The sequence below is a fragment of the Halococcus morrhuae DSM 1307 genome (genome assembly GCF_000336695.1).
In the GTDB taxonomy this organism is placed as follows: Archaea; Halobacteriota; Halobacteria; order Halobacteriales; family Halococcaceae; genus Halococcus; species Halococcus morrhuae.
In genome coordinates this window covers 22,136-38,891 of record NZ_AOMC01000120.1, presented here as the reverse complement: position 1 = coordinate 38,891, position 16,756 = coordinate 22,136, and the positions used below count along the sequence as shown (strand labels likewise).

Here is a 16,756-nt window from a genome sequence, read left to right as displayed (position 1 = left end):
CTCGCGGGCGGTCGGCTAACGCCGCCGCCCGCTCTTTCTCTGTCAGATGGTCTGAGAGGCATCACCAGCGATACGCCGATCCATCCGCCAATTCTTATTAAATTTGTCAATTCCAACCCAACCGCAAATCTATGGTTCTGCATCGTGTGTCACGTCGAATCGTTGGTTAGAGCCGCTAAGAGTTGTATTCAGCTACCCCACCCCTTCGCTGTCTGTCGATCAACAGAGCAACAAAACACCATACTGGAATTACGAAGTTCGACTTCCGTACAGTACTTAATAGGCGTTGCAGATTCTTGACCGCTGTACCATATCAACCAACAAACCATGATATATACCTCTCTCCCTTTGGAGGGATATAATACATCCTTGATGGTATATAATGCATGTGTGTGAGTACCGAGCCAGAGGATCGAACATGGACGGTTGATACGAAACCACCGATTCGCGACATCAATGATGTGGAGCTCTCTGACTTTCAACCAAAGCCGATATTCAAGTTCATCGTAGCCTTTGGTGTTGGTGCATTTTTCTTTCTTCTTCCGGTTTCTTGGGACGGTGAAATAACAGTTCCCTTCGATATTGCCGTAGATACGATCAACGAAACGTTCCCTGACGCAGTCGGAGTGTACGTTCTCTGTATCATCGTTGCCGGTGGAGTGTTAACTACGCTTGCCGAACTAGACCGCCGAGACATTTTCACGCTCAAATGGGATGTCTCCTACTTCGAAAGCTCGACTGCTTTCTGGGCGCTCCGGGTGATTGGTGTTCTCCTTGCTCCTGTCATGTTTTTCAAAATTGGTCCTGAGTGGCTCCATACGGGCAGTACAGGCGGGTACATCTGGGGAACTCTTCTTTACAGCGTTGGTGTTATCATCCCTATCGGCGCGATATTCATCACGGTTTTCGTGGAGCTTGGTGGACTAGAATTCATAGGAACATTATCCAGGCCGTTCATGCGGCCGCTGTTTAAGGTTCCTGGGCGCGCTGCGCTAGATAGTCTTGCATCATGGGTGGGCTCTTACAGTGTGGGTCTTTACGTAACCAGAAACGTCTTCGAAAGTGGTGGATACAACAAAAAGGATGTGTTCATCATTTCCACATGCTTTTCGACCGTCAGCGTTGGATTTGTAGGGGTCGTTGCGTCCACTCTCGATCTATTATCCCTATTCCCTCTCATATTCGTCTCTTATTTCATCTGTGTAATAATTTGTGCGATGATAATGGTCCGTCTTCCCCCAATTAGTAATGCCTCTCCGGAATATATCACTGATCCGGATCCTGAAGTCGGATTTGAGGGATCCGTAGTGGACTATTTCAAATTCGCACTCAGCGAGGCTGTTTCCAAAGCGAAAGAAGGTGAATCGTTTCGGGAAGCCACTACGCGTGGATTTGTTGATGGACTAAAGCTTGCAAGTTTGATTCTCGGGACAATCCTCACAATCGGCCTGGCTGCGGTTTTGCTTTCCGCCTACACACCGACGTTCGATATTCTCGGGACACCGCTCATTCCGATAATAGATCTGCTGGGGATTCCGAACCCAGAGGTTGTTGCTCCAACCACTATCGTTGGTATTACCGAAATGTACGTTCCAGTGGTCCTCGCTCAAGGTGCAGCGCCAATGGCGAAGTTTTTCGTTGCTGTGCTTGCTCCATCCCAGCTCATCTTCTTTTCAAGTGTCGGCCCAATGATCATGGACATGTTCGACGATGTTCCGATTCGATTCCGTGATCTGGTTGCATTGTTCGTGATGCGGACCATCGTGTTGGTACCGCTTATTGCGGCCATGACGCACGTTGTTAATGCGCTTGGACTACTGTAGTAGTATGCTACTGTAGCAGAGTCTTATATCCGTACTCAGACGACGTACTCGATTAGTGCCTCGATCAGTTTGTTTTCCGCTCGTCGAAGGTGTTCCTCGGCGGTCCGTCGTTCGATATCAAGCGAATCCGCGATCTTGCTGGTCGTGGTTTGCCGAGGGATCTCGTAGTAGCCCGTATCGTATGCGGTGATGAACGCCTCACGTTGGCGCGGGGAGAGTGTGGGAAGCAAGCCATCTAGTGTGAGTAACGGCGTGTCATGACCTACCGTCTCGATCTCGCGTTTGCGTTCGACTGAGATAGAGAACTCGCTTGAGGCGAGATCGCGGTAACACGCCGTGAGATTGCTTGAATCAAGGGCGAGGACGCGACAGGATTTTGCGCCGTTCTCGTAGCGAAGCGGTGGCAGCAGTAAACAGTCATGGCGGGCAAGGAACTCATCAACGAGGTTTTCATCGTGTTGCTTCAGACAATCGTCGGTAATCACGACGACTTCCTCGGACTGTCGAACGAGATCCTGCACACCGACGCGCTCACGGATGTCGGTAAGAATCTCTTCTGACGTATCATTTTTAATATGGAGCAGGTCACAGTGATCATTACACCACAACTCAACCGACGTATCCGTCTTCGCTGTCAGCGTGGCGTAGACCCCGTCACCTTCGATGCGGAAGGTTGCCTCGTACATGGGTCGTTTTGCAATCCGGTCGTATAAACTCTTCTCCCATTGGAGGGTCAACGGTATTTCCGCTCCATACCGAAGAATAAATCATGGCACAGCAGGATACTGAGGCGAGCGAATCCGGTATCGGTGAACCATCGGAGCAGTGGCGCGAGTATCAGGGCGCGCCGACAGGCACTGACATCGAGTGTGAGGGCTGGCGCCAGGAGGCCGCTCTCCGGATGCTCAACAACAACCTCGACCCCGAAGTGGGCGAAAAGCCTGAGGATCTGGTCGTCTATGGAGGGACCGGCAGGGCAGCTCGGAGCTGGGACGCCTACGACGCGATCCTCGCCGAGCTACGCGAACTCGGTGACGAAGAAACGCTGCTCGTCCAGTCGGGCAAACCCGTCGGGCGATTCCCGACTCACGAGCGCGCACCTCGCGTGCTGATCGCGAACTCGAATCTCGTCGGGAAGTGGGACAGTTGGGAGCATTTCCACGAACTCGAAGCCGAGGGGAAGATCATGTACGGCCAGATGACTGCCGGCTCGTGGGCGTATATCGGTACGCAGGGAATTCTGCAGGGAACCTACGAGACGCTGGCCGAACTCGGTCGCCAGGAGTACGACAGTGATCTCGAAGGCAAGATCGTCGCCACTGGTGGACTCGGTGGAATGAGCGGCGCACAGCCGCTCGCAGTCACGATGAACAGGGGCGTCTGCATCGCCGCCGAGGTCGACGCCCATCGGATCGAGCGCCGCCTCGACACCGACTACCTGATGGAACGCGCCGAAAGCCTCGACGAAGCGCTCGACGAGGCCGAAGCGGCGGCCGATGCCGGTGAGCCCTACAGCGTCGCCGTCGAGATGAACGTCGCGGACATGCTCGAAGCGATGGCCGAGCGCGATTTCGTTCCTGACGTCGTGACCGATCAGACGAGTTCGCACGACGAGCTGGAGGGCTACTACCCGAGCGGCTACACGGTCGACGAGGCCGACGAGCTTCGCGAGGAAAATCCGGAGCGCTACGTCGAGGAGAGCCTCGACACGATGGAACGCCACGTCGACGCCATCCTCGACCTCCAGGAGCGCGGCGCGATCGCCTTCGAGTACGGTAACAACCTTCGTGGCCAGGTCGAGGACCATCGCGGGCGTGAAGATGCGTTCAACTTCCCCGGGTTCGTTCCCGCCTATATCCGCCCGATGTTCTGTCGCGGTCGCGGCCCATTCCGCTGGGCAGCGCTGTCGGGCGATCCGGCTGACATCCACCGTACTGACGAGGCAGTCACCGAACTGTTCCCCGAGAACGACTCGCTCACCCGCTGGATCGATCTCGCCCAGGAGCAGGTCTCTTTCCAAGGGCTCCCCTCGCGGGTCTGCTGGCTCGGTTACGAGACCGATGACGATGGTGTCACCGAGCGTGCACGCTTTGCGCTTCGGATCAACGAACTGGTCGCCGACGGCGAGATCAGCGCGCCGATCGTCGTCACGCGCGATCACCTCGATGCGGGCAGCGTCGCCAGCCCGCATCGCGAGACCGAGGCGATGAAAGACGGCACCGACGCGGTCGCCGACTGGCCGATCCTCAACGCGCTGCTGAACTGTGCGGCGGGTGCGGACATCGTGAGCGTCCACGACGGCGGTGGTGTCGGCATCGGCAATGCGCTGCATACGAACAACCACGTCGTGCTCGACGGCTCCGACCTCGCCGCCGAGAAGGCCCGCCGCGTGTTCACGACCGATCCCGGCATGGGCGTGATCCGCCACGCCGACGCGGGCTACGAGGATGCCCTCGACGAAGCAAACCAGTCGGACGTGCCCGTGCCGATGCGGGACCAGCGATGAGCCTGCGCGAGCCACCGACGTGGGACGGCCCCTCCGGCGACCCGGACGACGAACAGTTCGGCGATATCGTCGAACCGACGACCCTCGATGACGCGAGTGAGTTCGACGCCGTCTTCATCGGCGAGCCGTACGACGGTGCGGTGATCGGCCGGCGTGGCGCACGCGAGGGGCCCGGAGCGCTCCGCGAGGCGCTCGCGGGGGTCAAGACCCATCGCTTCGGTGCGGGCCCAGTCCGGTCGGTCGGCGATCTCGGCGACGTCGAAGTTCCGGATGGCGACGTCAGCACGGTCCAGGAAGCCATCCTCGAGACAACTCACGAGATCCACGCGAGCGACGCGCTGCCGGTTTCTCTCGGCGGCGACAACTCGCTCACGTACCCGAACGCCGCCCCGCTGCTTGAGGGAGCGCTCGGCGTTATCAACTTCGACGCCCATCTCGACTGTCGGGAAGTCCATGGCGAACCGACGAGCGGATCGCCCTACCGACAGCTCCACGAGGCGGGGCTCGACGCCTATGCCTGCGTCGGCGCGCGCCACTTCGAGACATCGACGGCGTATGCCGACTACATCGACGATCAGGGCGGCGAAATCGTCACGAGCGAGGCCGTCGGTGACGACATTGAGAGCGCCGTCGAGCGCGCGCTCGACGCGATGGCTGGGGTCGAGACGATCTACGTCAGCGTTGACCTTGACGTGCTTGATGCGGCAGCCGCACCGGGCGTGAGCGCGCCTACACCCGGCGGCATCACGACGCGCGAACTGTTCCGCATGCTCAGAGCAACTGCGGGCGACGATCGTGTAGCAGGCTTCGAGATCGTCGAGTGTGCGCCGCCGCTCGATGCCGGAGCTCAGACCGCGGCCGCGGGCGCGCGGGCGATCGCTCATTTTCTGAGTGGCTACAACGGAGATTCACCATGACTGAACTCACGACAGTAATTCACGACGCGAGCGAAATCGTCGTCGGACCGGGAACAGATGTACCGCTCGAACGATACGAGAACGCCGCTATCGCCGTCACGGACGGCCATGTGGCCGCAATTGGCCCGACCGAAGAGATCACCGACGAGTATCCCGCGGAGAACGCCACACACGCGATCGACGCCGGTGGGAAGACCGTGATTCCGGGATTCGTCGATTCCCACACGCACGGCCTGTTCGCTGGCGATCGTTCGGACGAGTTTGCGGCGAAACTCGGCGGCGAGCAGTACCAGGACATTCTCGCCGAGGGTGGCGGCATTCTTCGCACCGTGAACGCCGTCCGCGAGGCGAGTGATGAACAGCTGCTCTCGAATTTGCTCCCGAATCTCGACACGATGTGCGCCCACGGCACCACGACCGTCGAGATCAAATCCGGCTACGGGCTCGACACCGAGACCGAGCTACGGATGCTCGACGTGATTCAGCAAGCCGACGAGGAGCATCCGATCGACGTCGTGCCGACGTTCATGGGTGCTCATGCCGTCCCCGAAGACGAGAATGCCGAGTCGTACACCGATCGGGTGATCGACGACCAGCTCCCCGCGGTCGCCGAGCAGGGGATCGCGGAGTTCTGTGACGTCTTCTGCGAGGAGGACGTTTTCTCGGTCGCACAGTCCAGACGGGTGCTCGAAGCCGGGATGGAACACGGGCTCACGCCCAAGGTCCACGCCGAGGAGTTCGTTCGACTCGGTGGGGCACAGCTCGCGGCCGAATTTGGTGCGACGAGCGCCGACCACCTCCTTCATGCGAACGGGGACGACCGTGCGGCGCTCGCCGATGCCGGCGTCACACCGGTGCTCCTTCCCGGAACCGCGTTCTCGCTCGGCGCGGACTACGCGGATGCGCGTGCGTTTCTCGACGAGGGCGGGTCGGTTGCAGTGGCGACCGACTTCAACCCGAACTGTCACTCACAGAGTATGGGCTTCGCGATCGCGCTGGCCTGCGTCGGCATGGAGATGACGCCCGCCGAGGCGCTCGTCGCCGGCACGCACGGTGGTGCACGCGCGCTTGATCGTGCGGGTGAGGTAGGTACGCTCCGCGAAGGGATGCCCGCCGATATGGCGATTATCGATGCACCCACATATATTCATCTCCCGTATAACTTTGGTGTGAATATCGTCGACAATGTCTATAAAATGGGAGAGGTTGTTGAGTGATCACGTTTAGCTGTCCTTAGAGTACAGGACTCCTCAACTGAGTCTGTCTGTTGAGCGCTTGACGCCGCCGCTGCGTACTGTCGCAGTGAACCAACTGTCGCAGCCAACGGACGAACGTTGATTCAATGTCTTTCCCAACAGGACCTGTCGACTGAACTTGGGGGACGTTGACTGTCGATATCCATCTGAGAACGTTGCGAACGTGGATGAAGGTTTCACCGATTAAGGACAAAGTATTCAACACGTTATATCGAATCCAATACCCCAGCATGAACCGTCGCTCCGTACTCGTCGTTCTAGTGGTTGTTTCGATGTTGTTTGCTGGCTGTAGTGCCCTTTCTGACTCGCCCGTTGAGTCCACGACGACATCCTCAACGGGCAACGGGACAGCCACGCCGGCGACCACCACGGTGTCGGCGCCAACGACCGCCAATGAGACGTCATCGCTCGCGTCGACGTCCACAACGACGCCCGCCAGTTCGACATCGGCCAGCACGACGACCACGACGACCTCAATGACGAAGACAGCGACCAGTACCCGGACGCCCACGCCGACGGCGACGGCCACGCCAACAGCTACCCCAACGCCGACGGCGACATCAACGGCCACACCGACTGAGACGGCGACGGACACACCGACCGAAACGTCAACGCCGACGGCGACTGCAACCGAGACGCCAACGGCGACTGCAACCGAGACGCCAACGGTGACTGCAACCGAGACGCCGACGGCGACGCCAACGACAACCGAGACATCAACGGCGACCGCCACGCCGACTGAGACGGACGCGCCGCCTGAGGGCTGGCACAACGTGACGATCGTTGCGGCCGGCTCGGGCGAGTCCTACTACCGGATGTATGCCGGAACTGGGCCCGGGCTCGACCTGGGAAGCGAAGCCGATACCGAGGCGTCGGTTGCGTTCGAAGACCGCGTGATTCTCGATGATCCGTACTACGCGGAGGGGTTCGTCGGCGATGGTGGCGTCGATAGCTACCAGTACCGTCCGACCGTTGAGGGCAATCCCTCGCTTGATTTCGTCAACGATGGCGACGCGACGCTGAAGGTCTATCTCGATGGCGAGCTGTACACCACCGTCGAACCCGGCGCAGGAGGCGAGGAGCGCGTCGACCCCGACGCATCGCCGACGGGCGAGAACCTCATCAGAGTCGAGGCGGTCGGTGGCGGCCAGTCCGAATACAGCCTTTCGGCGGGGGCTGGCGGTACGGAGTCGTTCTCTTACGAAGCTGAAGCCAACCCCGGCAGCACGGCTGACAACCCCGACTACACGGGCTACGTATCGGGTGCGTACGGGTTCGTCGGCGATGGTGGCGTCGATTCGTACTCGACGGACGGCAAGCTCTCGAGTGTCGACAACCAGGGCTCGGCAACGCTGAAGATCTACCAGAACGGCGAACTCTGGGCGACCGTCGATCCCGGAGAAACGGTCGAACGATCCGTTGAGTGATGGTTCAGGAGCGTTTCGTCTGTTCTCGATCGATCGCTTCCCTCGGTAGCCACGTTGTGTTCCGTTTAGAAAATGGTTATATATTTGACTGGTGTATGCCGATTCGGCTGATCCGGCGCGATCAGTCGACCGGACCCGAAGGGGGCCACGGTGATGCCACCGCAGCTGCCCTCCACCCTACACTCCCTTCGTTGTTGATACAGCTATTTCAGCTCCATACTCGGCGGGTTGTTCTGTAGTTCGAATCGATCACTATTGGATCAGCTCTGTCGTCACTTGCTGTCCGCCTGCCCGTGTCGTCGGCATTTTTTGCCGGTGAGACTTCTCTTGATTCGGCTCCGAGTGATCGCTGTCGTATCGACTAGCAATCCGCGTCGCTGCGTCCATCGTCGAGAAACGACCGTGTCCGGCCCGCGATTGTGGATCGAAACAGCTGCAGATCGATATCTCGCTCGCTATGGTGGAGCTGTTTGTGCTCTTCACGGACGATATCGTCGAGCGTGCGTTCGTAGAGTTCGTCGAACGTGACGGGTTTTTCTCGATCGTCGAGCTTGTTGGTGAGTTTCTCGAAGCGGCGTCGCGTGGCGTATTTCGCTGCCAGCTCCTCGGCGGTTGCATCGACCGCCACCGTGTCGTCGACCTCTTCGAAGTCGGGATGGAGCAGTTTTGCCTGGTCGCCACGTTTGTTTCGAACCACGACTCCCTCGGCGGGGCCGTCGTACCACGCTGACTGCGGGATCGGATACGCTGCGGGATCGAAATGTCGTACACGACGTTCCTTCTCGAAGGCGTTCACGGGGGTGAGGCCCAGTCGTTCGAAGATCCGCTCGACGGCATCGAACGGATAGAACTGCTGTTTGCTGGCCGACCAGACGTCAAAGCCAAGAAACGAGGGCGTCCGCTGCCAGTCGTACTCGATCGTGTGATGGTGCATGGCCTCTCCGAAAAAGACGATCTCCGTGGGATCGTCGACGGCACGTCGTAGCGCCTGTCGATCGAGGTTCTCTCGGATATGGCGAACGGCGTGTCGATACGGTGACGGGATCGCGTCGGGATCGTCGTACACTCGACTTCGATCGCCGACGACGATCAGACCCGATTCCTGAAGTTGAAAGCGAACGTTCGCGCCGTCGACTTTCTCGAGCAGCCAGACATGCCCCGTTTCGAAGAGTCGATCGGGTGCGTTTGCGAGTCGGGGGATCGATGGGAACTGTTTCATGATGTCTTTCGATCGGTGATGCCGAACAGTTGCTTGCTACTCATCGTGTGGCCCGTTTGTCAGCGCGGTTGATCTCGATATCACAGAGTCATTGTCTCGCTGATTGATCGACCGAGTCTGACTATGCCGCCGAGCGGCACCTGTCCAGTCCCTACTGGAGCGTTTGTCCCCGCATTGTCACCAGTCCGCCTTGCAGTTGATAACCGGATCCAATCGATCCTTGATCTCGCCGGTCTCGGCGAGTCGCGATTCGATCAAGGCAGGATCCTTGTAGCTCATCGGTGATTCGTCGAGCGTCTCCTCCGAAATCGATGTCGAGAACACGCCGTCCATCGCGTTCTCGAACTCCTCCATCGTGAACTCGTCTTTGGCCCACGTCCGACTGCCCTCGCGGCCAGCCCCATGCGGCGCGCTCCTGTTCCAGTCGCTGTTGCCTTTCCCTTCGAGGATCACCGACCCTTCGCCCATGTTGAACGGGACGATCAGCCGCTCGCCGTCGTGGGCCCGGGTCGCGCCCTTCCGGATGACGAGATCGTCGAAGTCGATCAGATTGTGTGGCGAATGAATCGAGTCGGCGATCTCGACGCCGAGCGCGTCGGCCACGAGTTCGCCCATATATCGCCGATTTTCCCATGCGTAGGTCTGGCAGAACGCCATATCGATGAGATAGCCGTGTGCGGCCTCGCCTTCGAGATAGTCGAGATGCGTGTTGCGATCGTCTTCGAGCTGTTCGGCGCGGTCGTGGCGCACCTGCCGGATGCGATTGAGATTTGCCTCGATCGTCTCACCGTCGAAGGTTTCGCGGCAGAAGGCCGCCGCGCTCTCCATGTCGATACGGTGGCCGTCCTCACCGGTGAGCATGGCCGCTGTCCCGCCGGCCTCGCGGATCTCGTCGGGGACGTCCTCGTCGGTGAGCAGCGGAATGGCCGTCTCGTTCCGGCGCTCGGTCGCCGTGTCCTGCCAGTGTTCCGCGACGGCGTTGCCCAACGCACGGCTTCCACTGTGGAAGACGGCCCACCAGTCGCCGGTCTGCTCGGATTCGGCGATCTCGATGAAATGGTTGCCTCCACCGAGCGTTCCCATCTGGTTGATCGCCTTGTTGAGATCGACCTGTGCGCGCTCACAGAGCTCTTTGAAATACTCGAGATCGTACCCCTCGAAGTCGATCCGTTCGGTCAAGCTTTCTTCGAGGCGATCGATCTTGTGGGTGGTCTCCTGCCACGGGAAGTCGTTGCCGATGTGGTATGCCTGGTTGTCGTGGGAGTGCCACCCCATCGGAATCGTCTCGCGGATGCGCTCGTCGATCTCCGCCTTCGAAAGTCCAGGCTTTTCGGCAAGTTTGATCGCGAACATGCCGCAGCCGATGTCGCTTCCCACCACGTTCGGGACTACCTTGTCGTCGAGCGGCATCGTGAAGCCGATCACACAGCCTGCGCCGGGATGAGCGTCGGGCATGACCCGAACAGGTTCGGTGAACGCTTCGTGGTCTACCATCTCCTGGATCTGTTCTCTGGTGAGGTCCTCGAGGTTCTCTTCGTCGAGGAACACCTCGGCTGTCGTATAGTCGCCTTCGATTGTGGTTGTCATTGGATTACCCATAGCTGCTGTACGATAGCAAGCAGTAGCGTTCAGAGACGACTTGCGTGATCGTTGCCGCTCGTCGTGCAACTGTCTTTGGAATCGTCATCAGTCACCGTCGGCGGTGTGTGCCTTCCCTGAGTGCTGGCTCGTAGTACGGTGGTGGTTCGACTGTGTCGTCAGTCGCCATGTACGGTTCGTTGGTGTAGACGAACGACTCCCGACTGTTCGGATCAGTGTCGGTCGTCGCTCTGTTGTCGCCGGCCGACGGCAGTTCCGCGAGCGGGAGCGAGACATCCACCGGTTCGAAGACGGCGGGTTGGCCGCCGGTGTCCTCGGTGAGCACACAGAACATCCACGGCAGGAAATGCGCAAACCCCTCCGTGGACAGATCTTTCAACTCGACATCGTCGACGACCACGAACACCGGCCGCTGTGTTTGCTCGGTGTCGGTTGCGGCCTGTTTCTGTGGTTGTCCGTAGAGATCGGCGATGAGCCGGAGTCGATCCCGTCGGCAGGGCCGTGGTGGCTCCCGATCGAGACCTGGATACGCCGTCACTGACCCGTCGTTGGTTCTGCGATCGGTGTGTCTGGCACCATATTCATCCCAGTAGGCAACCGCTTCGGCCGTTCCAGGGATCATCGCCTCCTCGCAGAGCTGTTGGTTGCCCGTTGCCCACACGTCGACGGCTGTGGCCCGCTCGTCGTGGGCCAGATATTTGACCCATGCGAGCGGTACTGCGGGATCACCCGATCGCGGTGGCGGGTTCACCGACACCGTTCGATCCCGGTCGAAACAGATCACGAGCTCCGGTTGGCGCTCGTATGGTGTCGGGTCACCGGAATGGTTGATGGCGCTCGTCTGTGCTGTGGTCTGCGAGTCGGCATCGGTCGGCTCTCGCTGGTGGTCTGTCACGGTGGTTGTAGTCCGGCTGTACCCGATGGACGGGGAGTTTCATCTGGTCGCGGTCAGTCGTTCGACCGTGGTGGCATGAGCCATTCGACGATGCGATCGATGGTTCGCGATCCGCGTTTGTTCCACACGCCGCTTTCTTCGGGCGCTGGTTTCGGTGGCTTCCGGTCGCCGCTCTCATCGATAGGTTGGTTTGGACGGTCGTTTTCGTTGTTTGTGGCCGCACTGTTTGGGAAGAGGCGTCTGAGAAATCGGTCGAGCCAGACGGAGCCGGGATCGTCACCGGTACCGCTCTCTTCTGGTGGCGGCTTCTCGATATCCCGGTCGATCGGGTGGTCTCGATCGGGCATGGCCGTCGGTACGCTCTCTACGGTGATAACGGTGGGTGTGTTGATTCATCAATTTATTGCCGTTTTTATGGACAGCATTATCATTGCGATCTGTATACATTTCCGATCTGAAACAGTTGAGAGAGCGGGGGGTCGACACCGACAACTCGACGGGCCTGGTGGTGTGATTGCCGTTCGTGGCCGAGAACAGAGCAATCTTGCCACCCTATATCCCGAGATGCTCACATCGTGTGTCGCTAGTACGGATCCATATTTCGTGTGTACATGGCGACTTCAGAACGTGTAGCTGTGATCGAAGATACGTTTTCACCCAATGGTGTAGCCTACTCGGGTTCTCTACTTGCGGTCGTCATGATCGCTTTTGTCTGTCATCTCTCAGAGAACCGTGGAAACTGACTGATTGCTGTCTTATTTATGGAACTCATAGTTATATCCGAACCCATCGCCCGTGGTGCTATGTGGTCATCTGATCGCGATGTTCTCTCCCTGATCGACCGACCGGTAGCAATGTCAACGACGCCGACACAGCCGTTCGACTCGCTGTCGATTGCTGGCCATCCACCATCGAGTGATCTGTGACGATGGCATATTCATGGCTGCTCGCAGTCGTTGTCGCATTCGTTGTCCTGAGCGTCGTCATTGCAGCAATCCGGCCGCTGCGCTTTGCCCAACAGCATCAAACACGCCAGCCAACAGCCGACGAATATGACTCTTTGACCGACAGCGTCGATGGGATCGGGCGCGTTCAGTTGCGTCTCATCGAACAGTCGGTGTCGTCTCGTTCCCGAGCCCGTGCGTGGGGTATCGTTCCGGGCTCTCGCTATCTTTTCGTCGCCGAGCGACTGCTTGGCGAGCTGTCAGCGCCCGCACTGTCGGCGATTGTCGCCCACGAACTCCATCATCTCCGTCGTTGGCATCCGCTGGGACGCGTTGTGCTGCCGGCGATCTTCCTCATCGGATGGGCATGGGCGATCGTCGTCGCGCCACTGTCCGGACTCGTCGGTGGCGCGGTGTTGGTGGCACCGTACTGGCTGATGGTGATGGCCATCGAACGCCGGATGGAGCGTCGTGCCGACATTGCTGCAGCCGAACAGGTGGGCTATGAGGCAATGGTTGAAGCGTTGCGACATCTCGACGAGACAAGCGACGAGCAGTCGTCCGGACGAATCGCGTGGCTTGCGAGCCATCCCACGTTTGCCGAACGCATCGCGCATCTCGAGGCCGAATACGATGGTGAACCCGTCGATAACGCCAAATCCACCACGGATGGTGGGCATCACGATCGGAGCTGATCGACCCGACGCCACTATGATCCGATGCTACGAGCTGTCTCGACTGCGTGGTCGAAGAAATTGTAAGATCACGACTACGGCCGCCAGCACGATCCCCGCGATGGTGGTTTCCGATCCACGGCCAACGAGTTTCCGATCTTCCTCATACTCGATCATGTTGGCGTCAGCGAGCTGCTCGAGATGGTTCTGATGGAGGTTGTTGTACACCGTCTGACGATCATCACTCGTCACCTCCGACGGATCCTTGGTTGTCTCGACGTGGGCGATCTGTTGGGAGAGCGTCCGCAGATCGACCGTCTCGTCCGGCCCCAGCGTGAACACACTTATGATGACGAGACAGCGACGCCGGTTCGAGAGCAACGATAGAAACTCCGACAGCTCAGTAGCCGATATTGGCCGTTGCAGATGCTCAACGATACCGTTCGGTGACAGTGGGAGCCTCACCATCGGCAGTTCACCTGCCCTGTCCCTGCCCCGCTCTCGTGTCGATGCCTGCTCGACGTTGCAGCGCTGATGGTTTCGGCCATCGTATCTCCCAGTCCGTGGGGCCACTGCGGGTTCCCTGAGCGGTCTGCCGTGGGCGCATGAGTACGGATAATCAGCGCTGAGAGTACGCCCTGGTCGATTACTGTCCATCGATAATTCGAGCCGGTGGCTTCAAGCCTGCGTACGTTTGTAGTTCCCATTGGTCTTCCTGTCAGAGAAGACCAGTCCGGGTGCCTTACCACCCGGGCGTTTCCAACTGCGGGCACGCCCCGCGGGACTGGTTCTTCCCTATCCCTTTGTTGTCTCAGACTAAACTTAAAGTTATGGATGTTAATTTGACTATCAGCTAGCGACAATGCGCTTCGTCTGTCCCGATACAATCCATTTCAAAAGACCGGACGGCTGGTCTTGACCGGCGCGAACGATCGTCTCCGATCGATTGCAGCACTCGGCGTTCGGGTGATTTCGATTGTTCGACGATGCGATCGGTACAGAGCTCCATCGTGGCTTTTCGAGCAACGTGTCGCTGTCGTGTGCTGTTAGCTGTCGTCCGGTTCGTCGTTGGCCCCGCGATACTACGACACCACATGATTGGGGGGGGGGAGGGGAGCATCTTCACCACCGATAGGTTGATATGATTAATCTCGGAATCGTAGTCATGGATCGCCACGGGTTCGCAGTACTTCTCGTTGTCATTGCCCTCATCTTCGCGGGTTGTGCATCCGGTGGCGGCCCCTCCGCACAAACAGATGCAGGCGATAACTCCACTCCTCTCAACTCTAATGACACAGTACCCCCCACAACGGCAGGTTCCAACGGTGGCTCGGGAAATCAGATAGCGAGCCAAACAGTAGGGGGAGCGACCAATGGAACCATTGAAATTCATTCAATCAACGTTGGCCAAAGCGATTCAACACTCATCATCGGGCCCAGCAACCAGACACTGTTGATAGATACCGGTGACTATCGTGACGATGGAGAGATCGTGCTTGATTATCTCACGGATTACGGCATCGATCGTATCGATTATCTCGTCAGCAGCCACGCTGATGCCGATCACATCGGTGGTAACGCCGCTCTTATCACGTACTTCGAAGAGCAAGCCAACGGTATTGGTGCAGTCTATGATCCTGGTATCAGCTCCAGTTCACAAACATATGAGGACTACCTCGACGCGGTCGAAAAGTATGACGTCACGCTGTATGAGACCCACACTGGGGACTCAATCCCCTTCGACGGTGTCCAAACACAGGTCCTCAGTCCGCCCGAGAACTATATCGAAGGCGAAGACCCCAACCAGAACAGCATTGTTCTACGACTTGGATTCGGCCAAACGAGTTTCGTCCTGCCGGGAGATGCCGAGAAAGGAGCTGAACGCTATCTCACGGATGAGTACGGTGACCAACTCAACTCGACGGTACTGAAAGCCGGTCATCACGGCAGCGATACCAGTAGTACGAACCAGTTCCTCTCTGCGGTCGATCCACACGTGACACTGGTATCGAGCGCGTACAAGTCCCAATACAACCATCCATCTCCGGAGGCGCTTCAACGGTTTGCGGATCATGATATCGACGCTTACTGGACAGCAACCCACGGCGACATCGTCCTGACAAGCGATGGCCAGACGATCGATATTGCGACCCAACAAAAAGCCCCAACTGACCCACAGTCACTCCGGGATGGAGATCCGATTGAACCGGGGACGGATGGAGCGGTCAGCCACCGCGAGAGCATCACGGTTGCTGGCGGTGCATCGCAACGTCCTCCGGAAAACGCATCGACACCAGCCACGAACACACCAACACCAGCGCGTTCAGCAACGTCAGCATCGACAGTGTCCTCAGAACCTTCGGAACCACCAGCCACGACGACGGTAGCAACTGATGGTGGCACGGAACCAGCAGCGACCACGAGTCGTTCGCTCGCAGTGAAGACCGTCCACGCGGATGCCGACGGTGACGATAGAGAGACCCTCAACGATGAATATCTCGTCTTTGAGAACACCGGATCAACGCCGCTTGACATCTCTGGATGGGTGGTCACCGATGAAGGTTCACACGAATACATGGTCCCATCAGGAACCACCATTGGCGCTGATGAGACCATTACACTGCATACTGGAACCGGAGACGATGCAGCAAATGACCTCTATTGGGACTCCGGAAGCCCAGTCTGGAACAACGACGGCGACACTATCACAGTCACAGACCAGCAGGGTAACGAAGTCCTCAACAAAGCCTACTGATGAGCACTGAGACATATCGCGGTGTCTTAGATCGATTCGAAGGCGACCTGGCAGTCGTATTGCTCGAACAAGATGCGAAAACAGTTGACGATATCGCAGTTGAGCGGGAGAAATTGCCCTCGGAAGGACACCACCGGGATGCCATCTTCACAGTCGAGCTCGAAAATGACACCCTCAAAAATATCACGTATCGACCACAGGAAACCACCACTCGAAGCGACGAAGCCCAATCGCGCTTCGACCAACTCTCAGAGCGCCCGCAGAACAACGACGATCAATGATATCCCCATCCACGGCGGAACTTCGAAGCAGTAAGTGAGCCACCTCCTGAAACCCGACGTGACGTAGTGGCCGTCTCTCATCCTCGTCCATTCGTTGTCGGCGTGCAGTTCCGCCAGTCGATACACCTGCCAGCTCGGTCGCGCTGATCGTGGTGGTGTAGGAATCACGCCCGTCTGAAGGCTCCGCGAAGATCGACCCGCCACAACCGCGCCAGTGCCGGCACGCCGATCGCGATGCCCGCCGCGAGTCCAACGAGGAAAAGCAGTTCGTCCATACACGCCGTTCCGTCGTTGTCACTAAGGAACTGTACCATGAGTGTGAAAGTATAACAGCCGACAGGAGTACGACGAGTGGCGAGATTGCTCCTTTCTGAGGATTGAGACGGGAGAGAGGAAGGAGTAGCTTGGTTCACTCACGGACAGAGACTTTGATTAATATCTGACAGACCAATCACCGACG

At 58.4% G+C, this 16,756-nt stretch carries 15 protein-coding genes; 8 read left to right on the top strand and 7 right to left on the bottom strand.

The genetic code is table 11. The features are described from left to right. The first annotated feature begins 386 nt into the window (after nt 1–386). Nucleotides 387–1,823 (top strand): YjiH family protein, encoded by a 1,437-nt coding sequence (locus tag C448_RS09695; RefSeq protein WP_239640567.1) that lies wholly within the window; start codon nt 387–389, stop codon nt 1,821–1,823. A 35-nt stretch (nt 1,824–1,858) separates the two neighbouring features. Here C448_RS09695 and C448_RS09690 read toward each other — a convergent pair whose 3' ends face one another. Next, on the bottom strand, nt 1,859–2,509 hold the full coding sequence (locus C448_RS09690) for a helix-turn-helix domain-containing protein (RefSeq protein ID WP_049916231.1): 651 nt from the start codon (nt 2,507–2,509) through the stop codon (nt 1,859–1,861). Nucleotides 2,510–2,592: 83 nt separating this feature from the next. Between C448_RS09690 and hutU the strand changes: the two genes are divergently transcribed. The 3 genes from hutU to hutI are packed head-to-tail and all read left to right on the top strand — an operon-like array spanning nt 2,593 to nt 6,463. After that, on the top strand, nt 2,593–4,329 hold the full coding sequence (hutU, locus tag C448_RS09685; RefSeq protein ID WP_004054227.1) for a urocanate hydratase: 1,737 nt from the start codon (nt 2,593–2,595) through the stop codon (nt 4,327–4,329). Next, entirely contained in the window at nt 4,326–5,246 is a 921-nt protein-coding gene (hutG, locus tag C448_RS09680) for a formimidoylglutamase (protein WP_004054226.1), read from the top strand. The genes hutU and hutG overlap by 4 nt, the downstream gene beginning before the upstream one ends. Beyond that, nucleotides 5,243–6,463, top strand: coding sequence for an imidazolonepropionase (hutI, locus tag C448_RS09675; RefSeq protein ID WP_004054225.1), 1,221 nt, complete (start codon nt 5,243–5,245; stop codon nt 6,461–6,463). The genes hutG and hutI overlap by 4 nt, the downstream gene beginning before the upstream one ends. A gap of 16 nt (nt 6,464–6,479) precedes the next feature. On the opposite strand, the gene C448_RS16470 is transcribed toward hutI, so the two are convergent. Continuing rightward, nucleotides 6,480–7,235 (bottom strand): hypothetical protein, encoded by a 756-nt coding sequence (locus C448_RS16470; RefSeq protein ID WP_152415562.1) that lies wholly within the window; start codon nt 7,233–7,235, stop codon nt 6,480–6,482. 40 nt (nt 7,236–7,275) lie between these two features. On the opposite strand from C448_RS16470, the gene C448_RS09665 reads away from it, so the two are divergent. Next, a complete protein-coding gene (locus C448_RS09665) occupies nt 7,276–7,929 on the top strand; it encodes a hypothetical protein (RefSeq protein WP_049916229.1) in 654 nt (217 codons plus the stop codon). Nucleotides 7,930–8,290: 361 nt separating this feature from the next. On the opposite strand, the gene C448_RS09660 is transcribed toward C448_RS09665, so the two are convergent. The 4 genes from C448_RS09660 to C448_RS09645 all read right to left on the bottom strand — a co-directional run bounded on the left by C448_RS09660 (nt 8,291) and on the right by C448_RS09645 (nt 11,989). Then, nucleotides 8,291–9,148: an RNA ligase family protein gene (locus tag C448_RS09660; protein WP_004054222.1), complete on the bottom strand. Its 858-nt coding sequence runs from the start codon at nt 9,146–9,148 to the stop codon at nt 8,291–8,293. Between the two features lie 177 nt (nt 9,149–9,325). Continuing rightward, complete coding sequence (locus C448_RS09655; RefSeq protein WP_004054221.1) at nt 9,326–10,735, bottom strand: RNA-splicing ligase RtcB; 1,410 nt, start codon at nt 10,733–10,735, stop codon at nt 9,326–9,328. Between the two features lie 103 nt (nt 10,736–10,838). Further along, nucleotides 10,839–11,642, bottom strand: a complete 804-nt coding sequence (locus C448_RS09650) for a hypothetical protein (protein ID WP_004054220.1) — start codon at nt 11,640–11,642, stop codon at nt 10,839–10,841. A 53-nt stretch (nt 11,643–11,695) separates the two neighbouring features. Further along, nucleotides 11,696–11,989, bottom strand: a complete 294-nt coding sequence (locus C448_RS09645) for a hypothetical protein (RefSeq protein ID WP_004054219.1) — start codon at nt 11,987–11,989, stop codon at nt 11,696–11,698. Nucleotides 11,990–12,570: 581 nt separating this feature from the next. Between C448_RS09645 and C448_RS09640 the strand changes: the two genes are divergently transcribed. After that, nucleotides 12,571–13,281 carry a M48 family metalloprotease gene (locus tag C448_RS09640; RefSeq protein ID WP_080503189.1) on the top strand — a complete coding sequence of 237 codons (711 nt, stop codon included), beginning with the start codon at nt 12,571–12,573 and terminating at the stop codon, nt 13,279–13,281. Between the two features lie 27 nt (nt 13,282–13,308). Here C448_RS09640 and C448_RS09635 read toward each other — a convergent pair whose 3' ends face one another. After that, nucleotides 13,309–13,728, bottom strand: a complete 420-nt coding sequence (locus C448_RS09635; RefSeq protein WP_080503188.1) for a DUF7344 domain-containing protein — start codon at nt 13,726–13,728, stop codon at nt 13,309–13,311. A 697-nt stretch (nt 13,729–14,425) separates the two neighbouring features. On the opposite strand from C448_RS09635, the gene C448_RS09630 reads away from it, so the two are divergent. After that, complete coding sequence (locus C448_RS09630) at nt 14,426–16,015, top strand: lamin tail domain-containing protein (RefSeq protein WP_080503191.1); 1,590 nt, start codon at nt 14,426–14,428, stop codon at nt 16,013–16,015. Beyond that, the gene (locus C448_RS09625) at nt 16,015–16,296 is read left to right on the top strand and encodes a DUF3006 domain-containing protein (protein WP_004054211.1); all 282 of its coding nucleotides are present in this window, start codon (nt 16,015–16,017) and stop codon (nt 16,294–16,296) included. The genes C448_RS09630 and C448_RS09625 overlap by 1 nt, the downstream gene beginning before the upstream one ends. The last annotated feature ends 460 nt before the right edge of the window (nt 16,297–16,756 follow it).

What these genes read in the sequence shown, in the direction of transcription:
- C448_RS09695 (WP_239640567.1), top strand. Translation starts at nt 387, where the DNA reads ATGTGTGTGAGTACCGAGCCAGAGGATCGAACATGGACGGTTGATACG.
- C448_RS09690 (WP_049916231.1), bottom strand. Translation starts at nt 2,509, where the DNA reads ATGTACGAGGCAACCTTCCGCATCGAAGGTGACGGGGTCTACGCCACG.
- hutU (WP_004054227.1), top strand. Translation starts at nt 2,593, where the DNA reads ATGGCACAGCAGGATACTGAGGCGAGCGAATCCGGTATCGGTGAACCA.
- hutG (WP_004054226.1), top strand. Translation starts at nt 4,326, where the DNA reads ATGAGCCTGCGCGAGCCACCGACGTGGGACGGCCCCTCCGGCGACCCG.
- hutI (WP_004054225.1), top strand. Translation starts at nt 5,243, where the DNA reads ATGACTGAACTCACGACAGTAATTCACGACGCGAGCGAAATCGTCGTC.
- C448_RS09660 (WP_004054222.1), bottom strand. Translation starts at nt 9,148, where the DNA reads ATGAAACAGTTCCCATCGATCCCCCGACTCGCAAACGCACCCGATCGA.
- C448_RS09655 (WP_004054221.1), bottom strand. Translation starts at nt 10,735, where the DNA reads ATGACAACCACAATCGAAGGCGACTATACGACAGCCGAGGTGTTCCTC.
- C448_RS09645 (WP_004054219.1), bottom strand. Translation starts at nt 11,989, where the DNA reads ATGCCCGATCGAGACCACCCGATCGACCGGGATATCGAGAAGCCGCCA.
- C448_RS09640 (WP_080503189.1), top strand. Translation starts at nt 12,571, where the DNA reads ATGGCATATTCATGGCTGCTCGCAGTCGTTGTCGCATTCGTTGTCCTG.
- C448_RS09635 (WP_080503188.1), bottom strand. Translation starts at nt 13,728, where the DNA reads ATGGTGAGGCTCCCACTGTCACCGAACGGTATCGTTGAGCATCTGCAA.
- C448_RS09630 (WP_080503191.1), top strand. Translation starts at nt 14,426, where the DNA reads ATGGATCGCCACGGGTTCGCAGTACTTCTCGTTGTCATTGCCCTCATC.
- C448_RS09625 (WP_004054211.1), top strand. Translation starts at nt 16,015, where the DNA reads ATGAGCACTGAGACATATCGCGGTGTCTTAGATCGATTCGAAGGCGAC.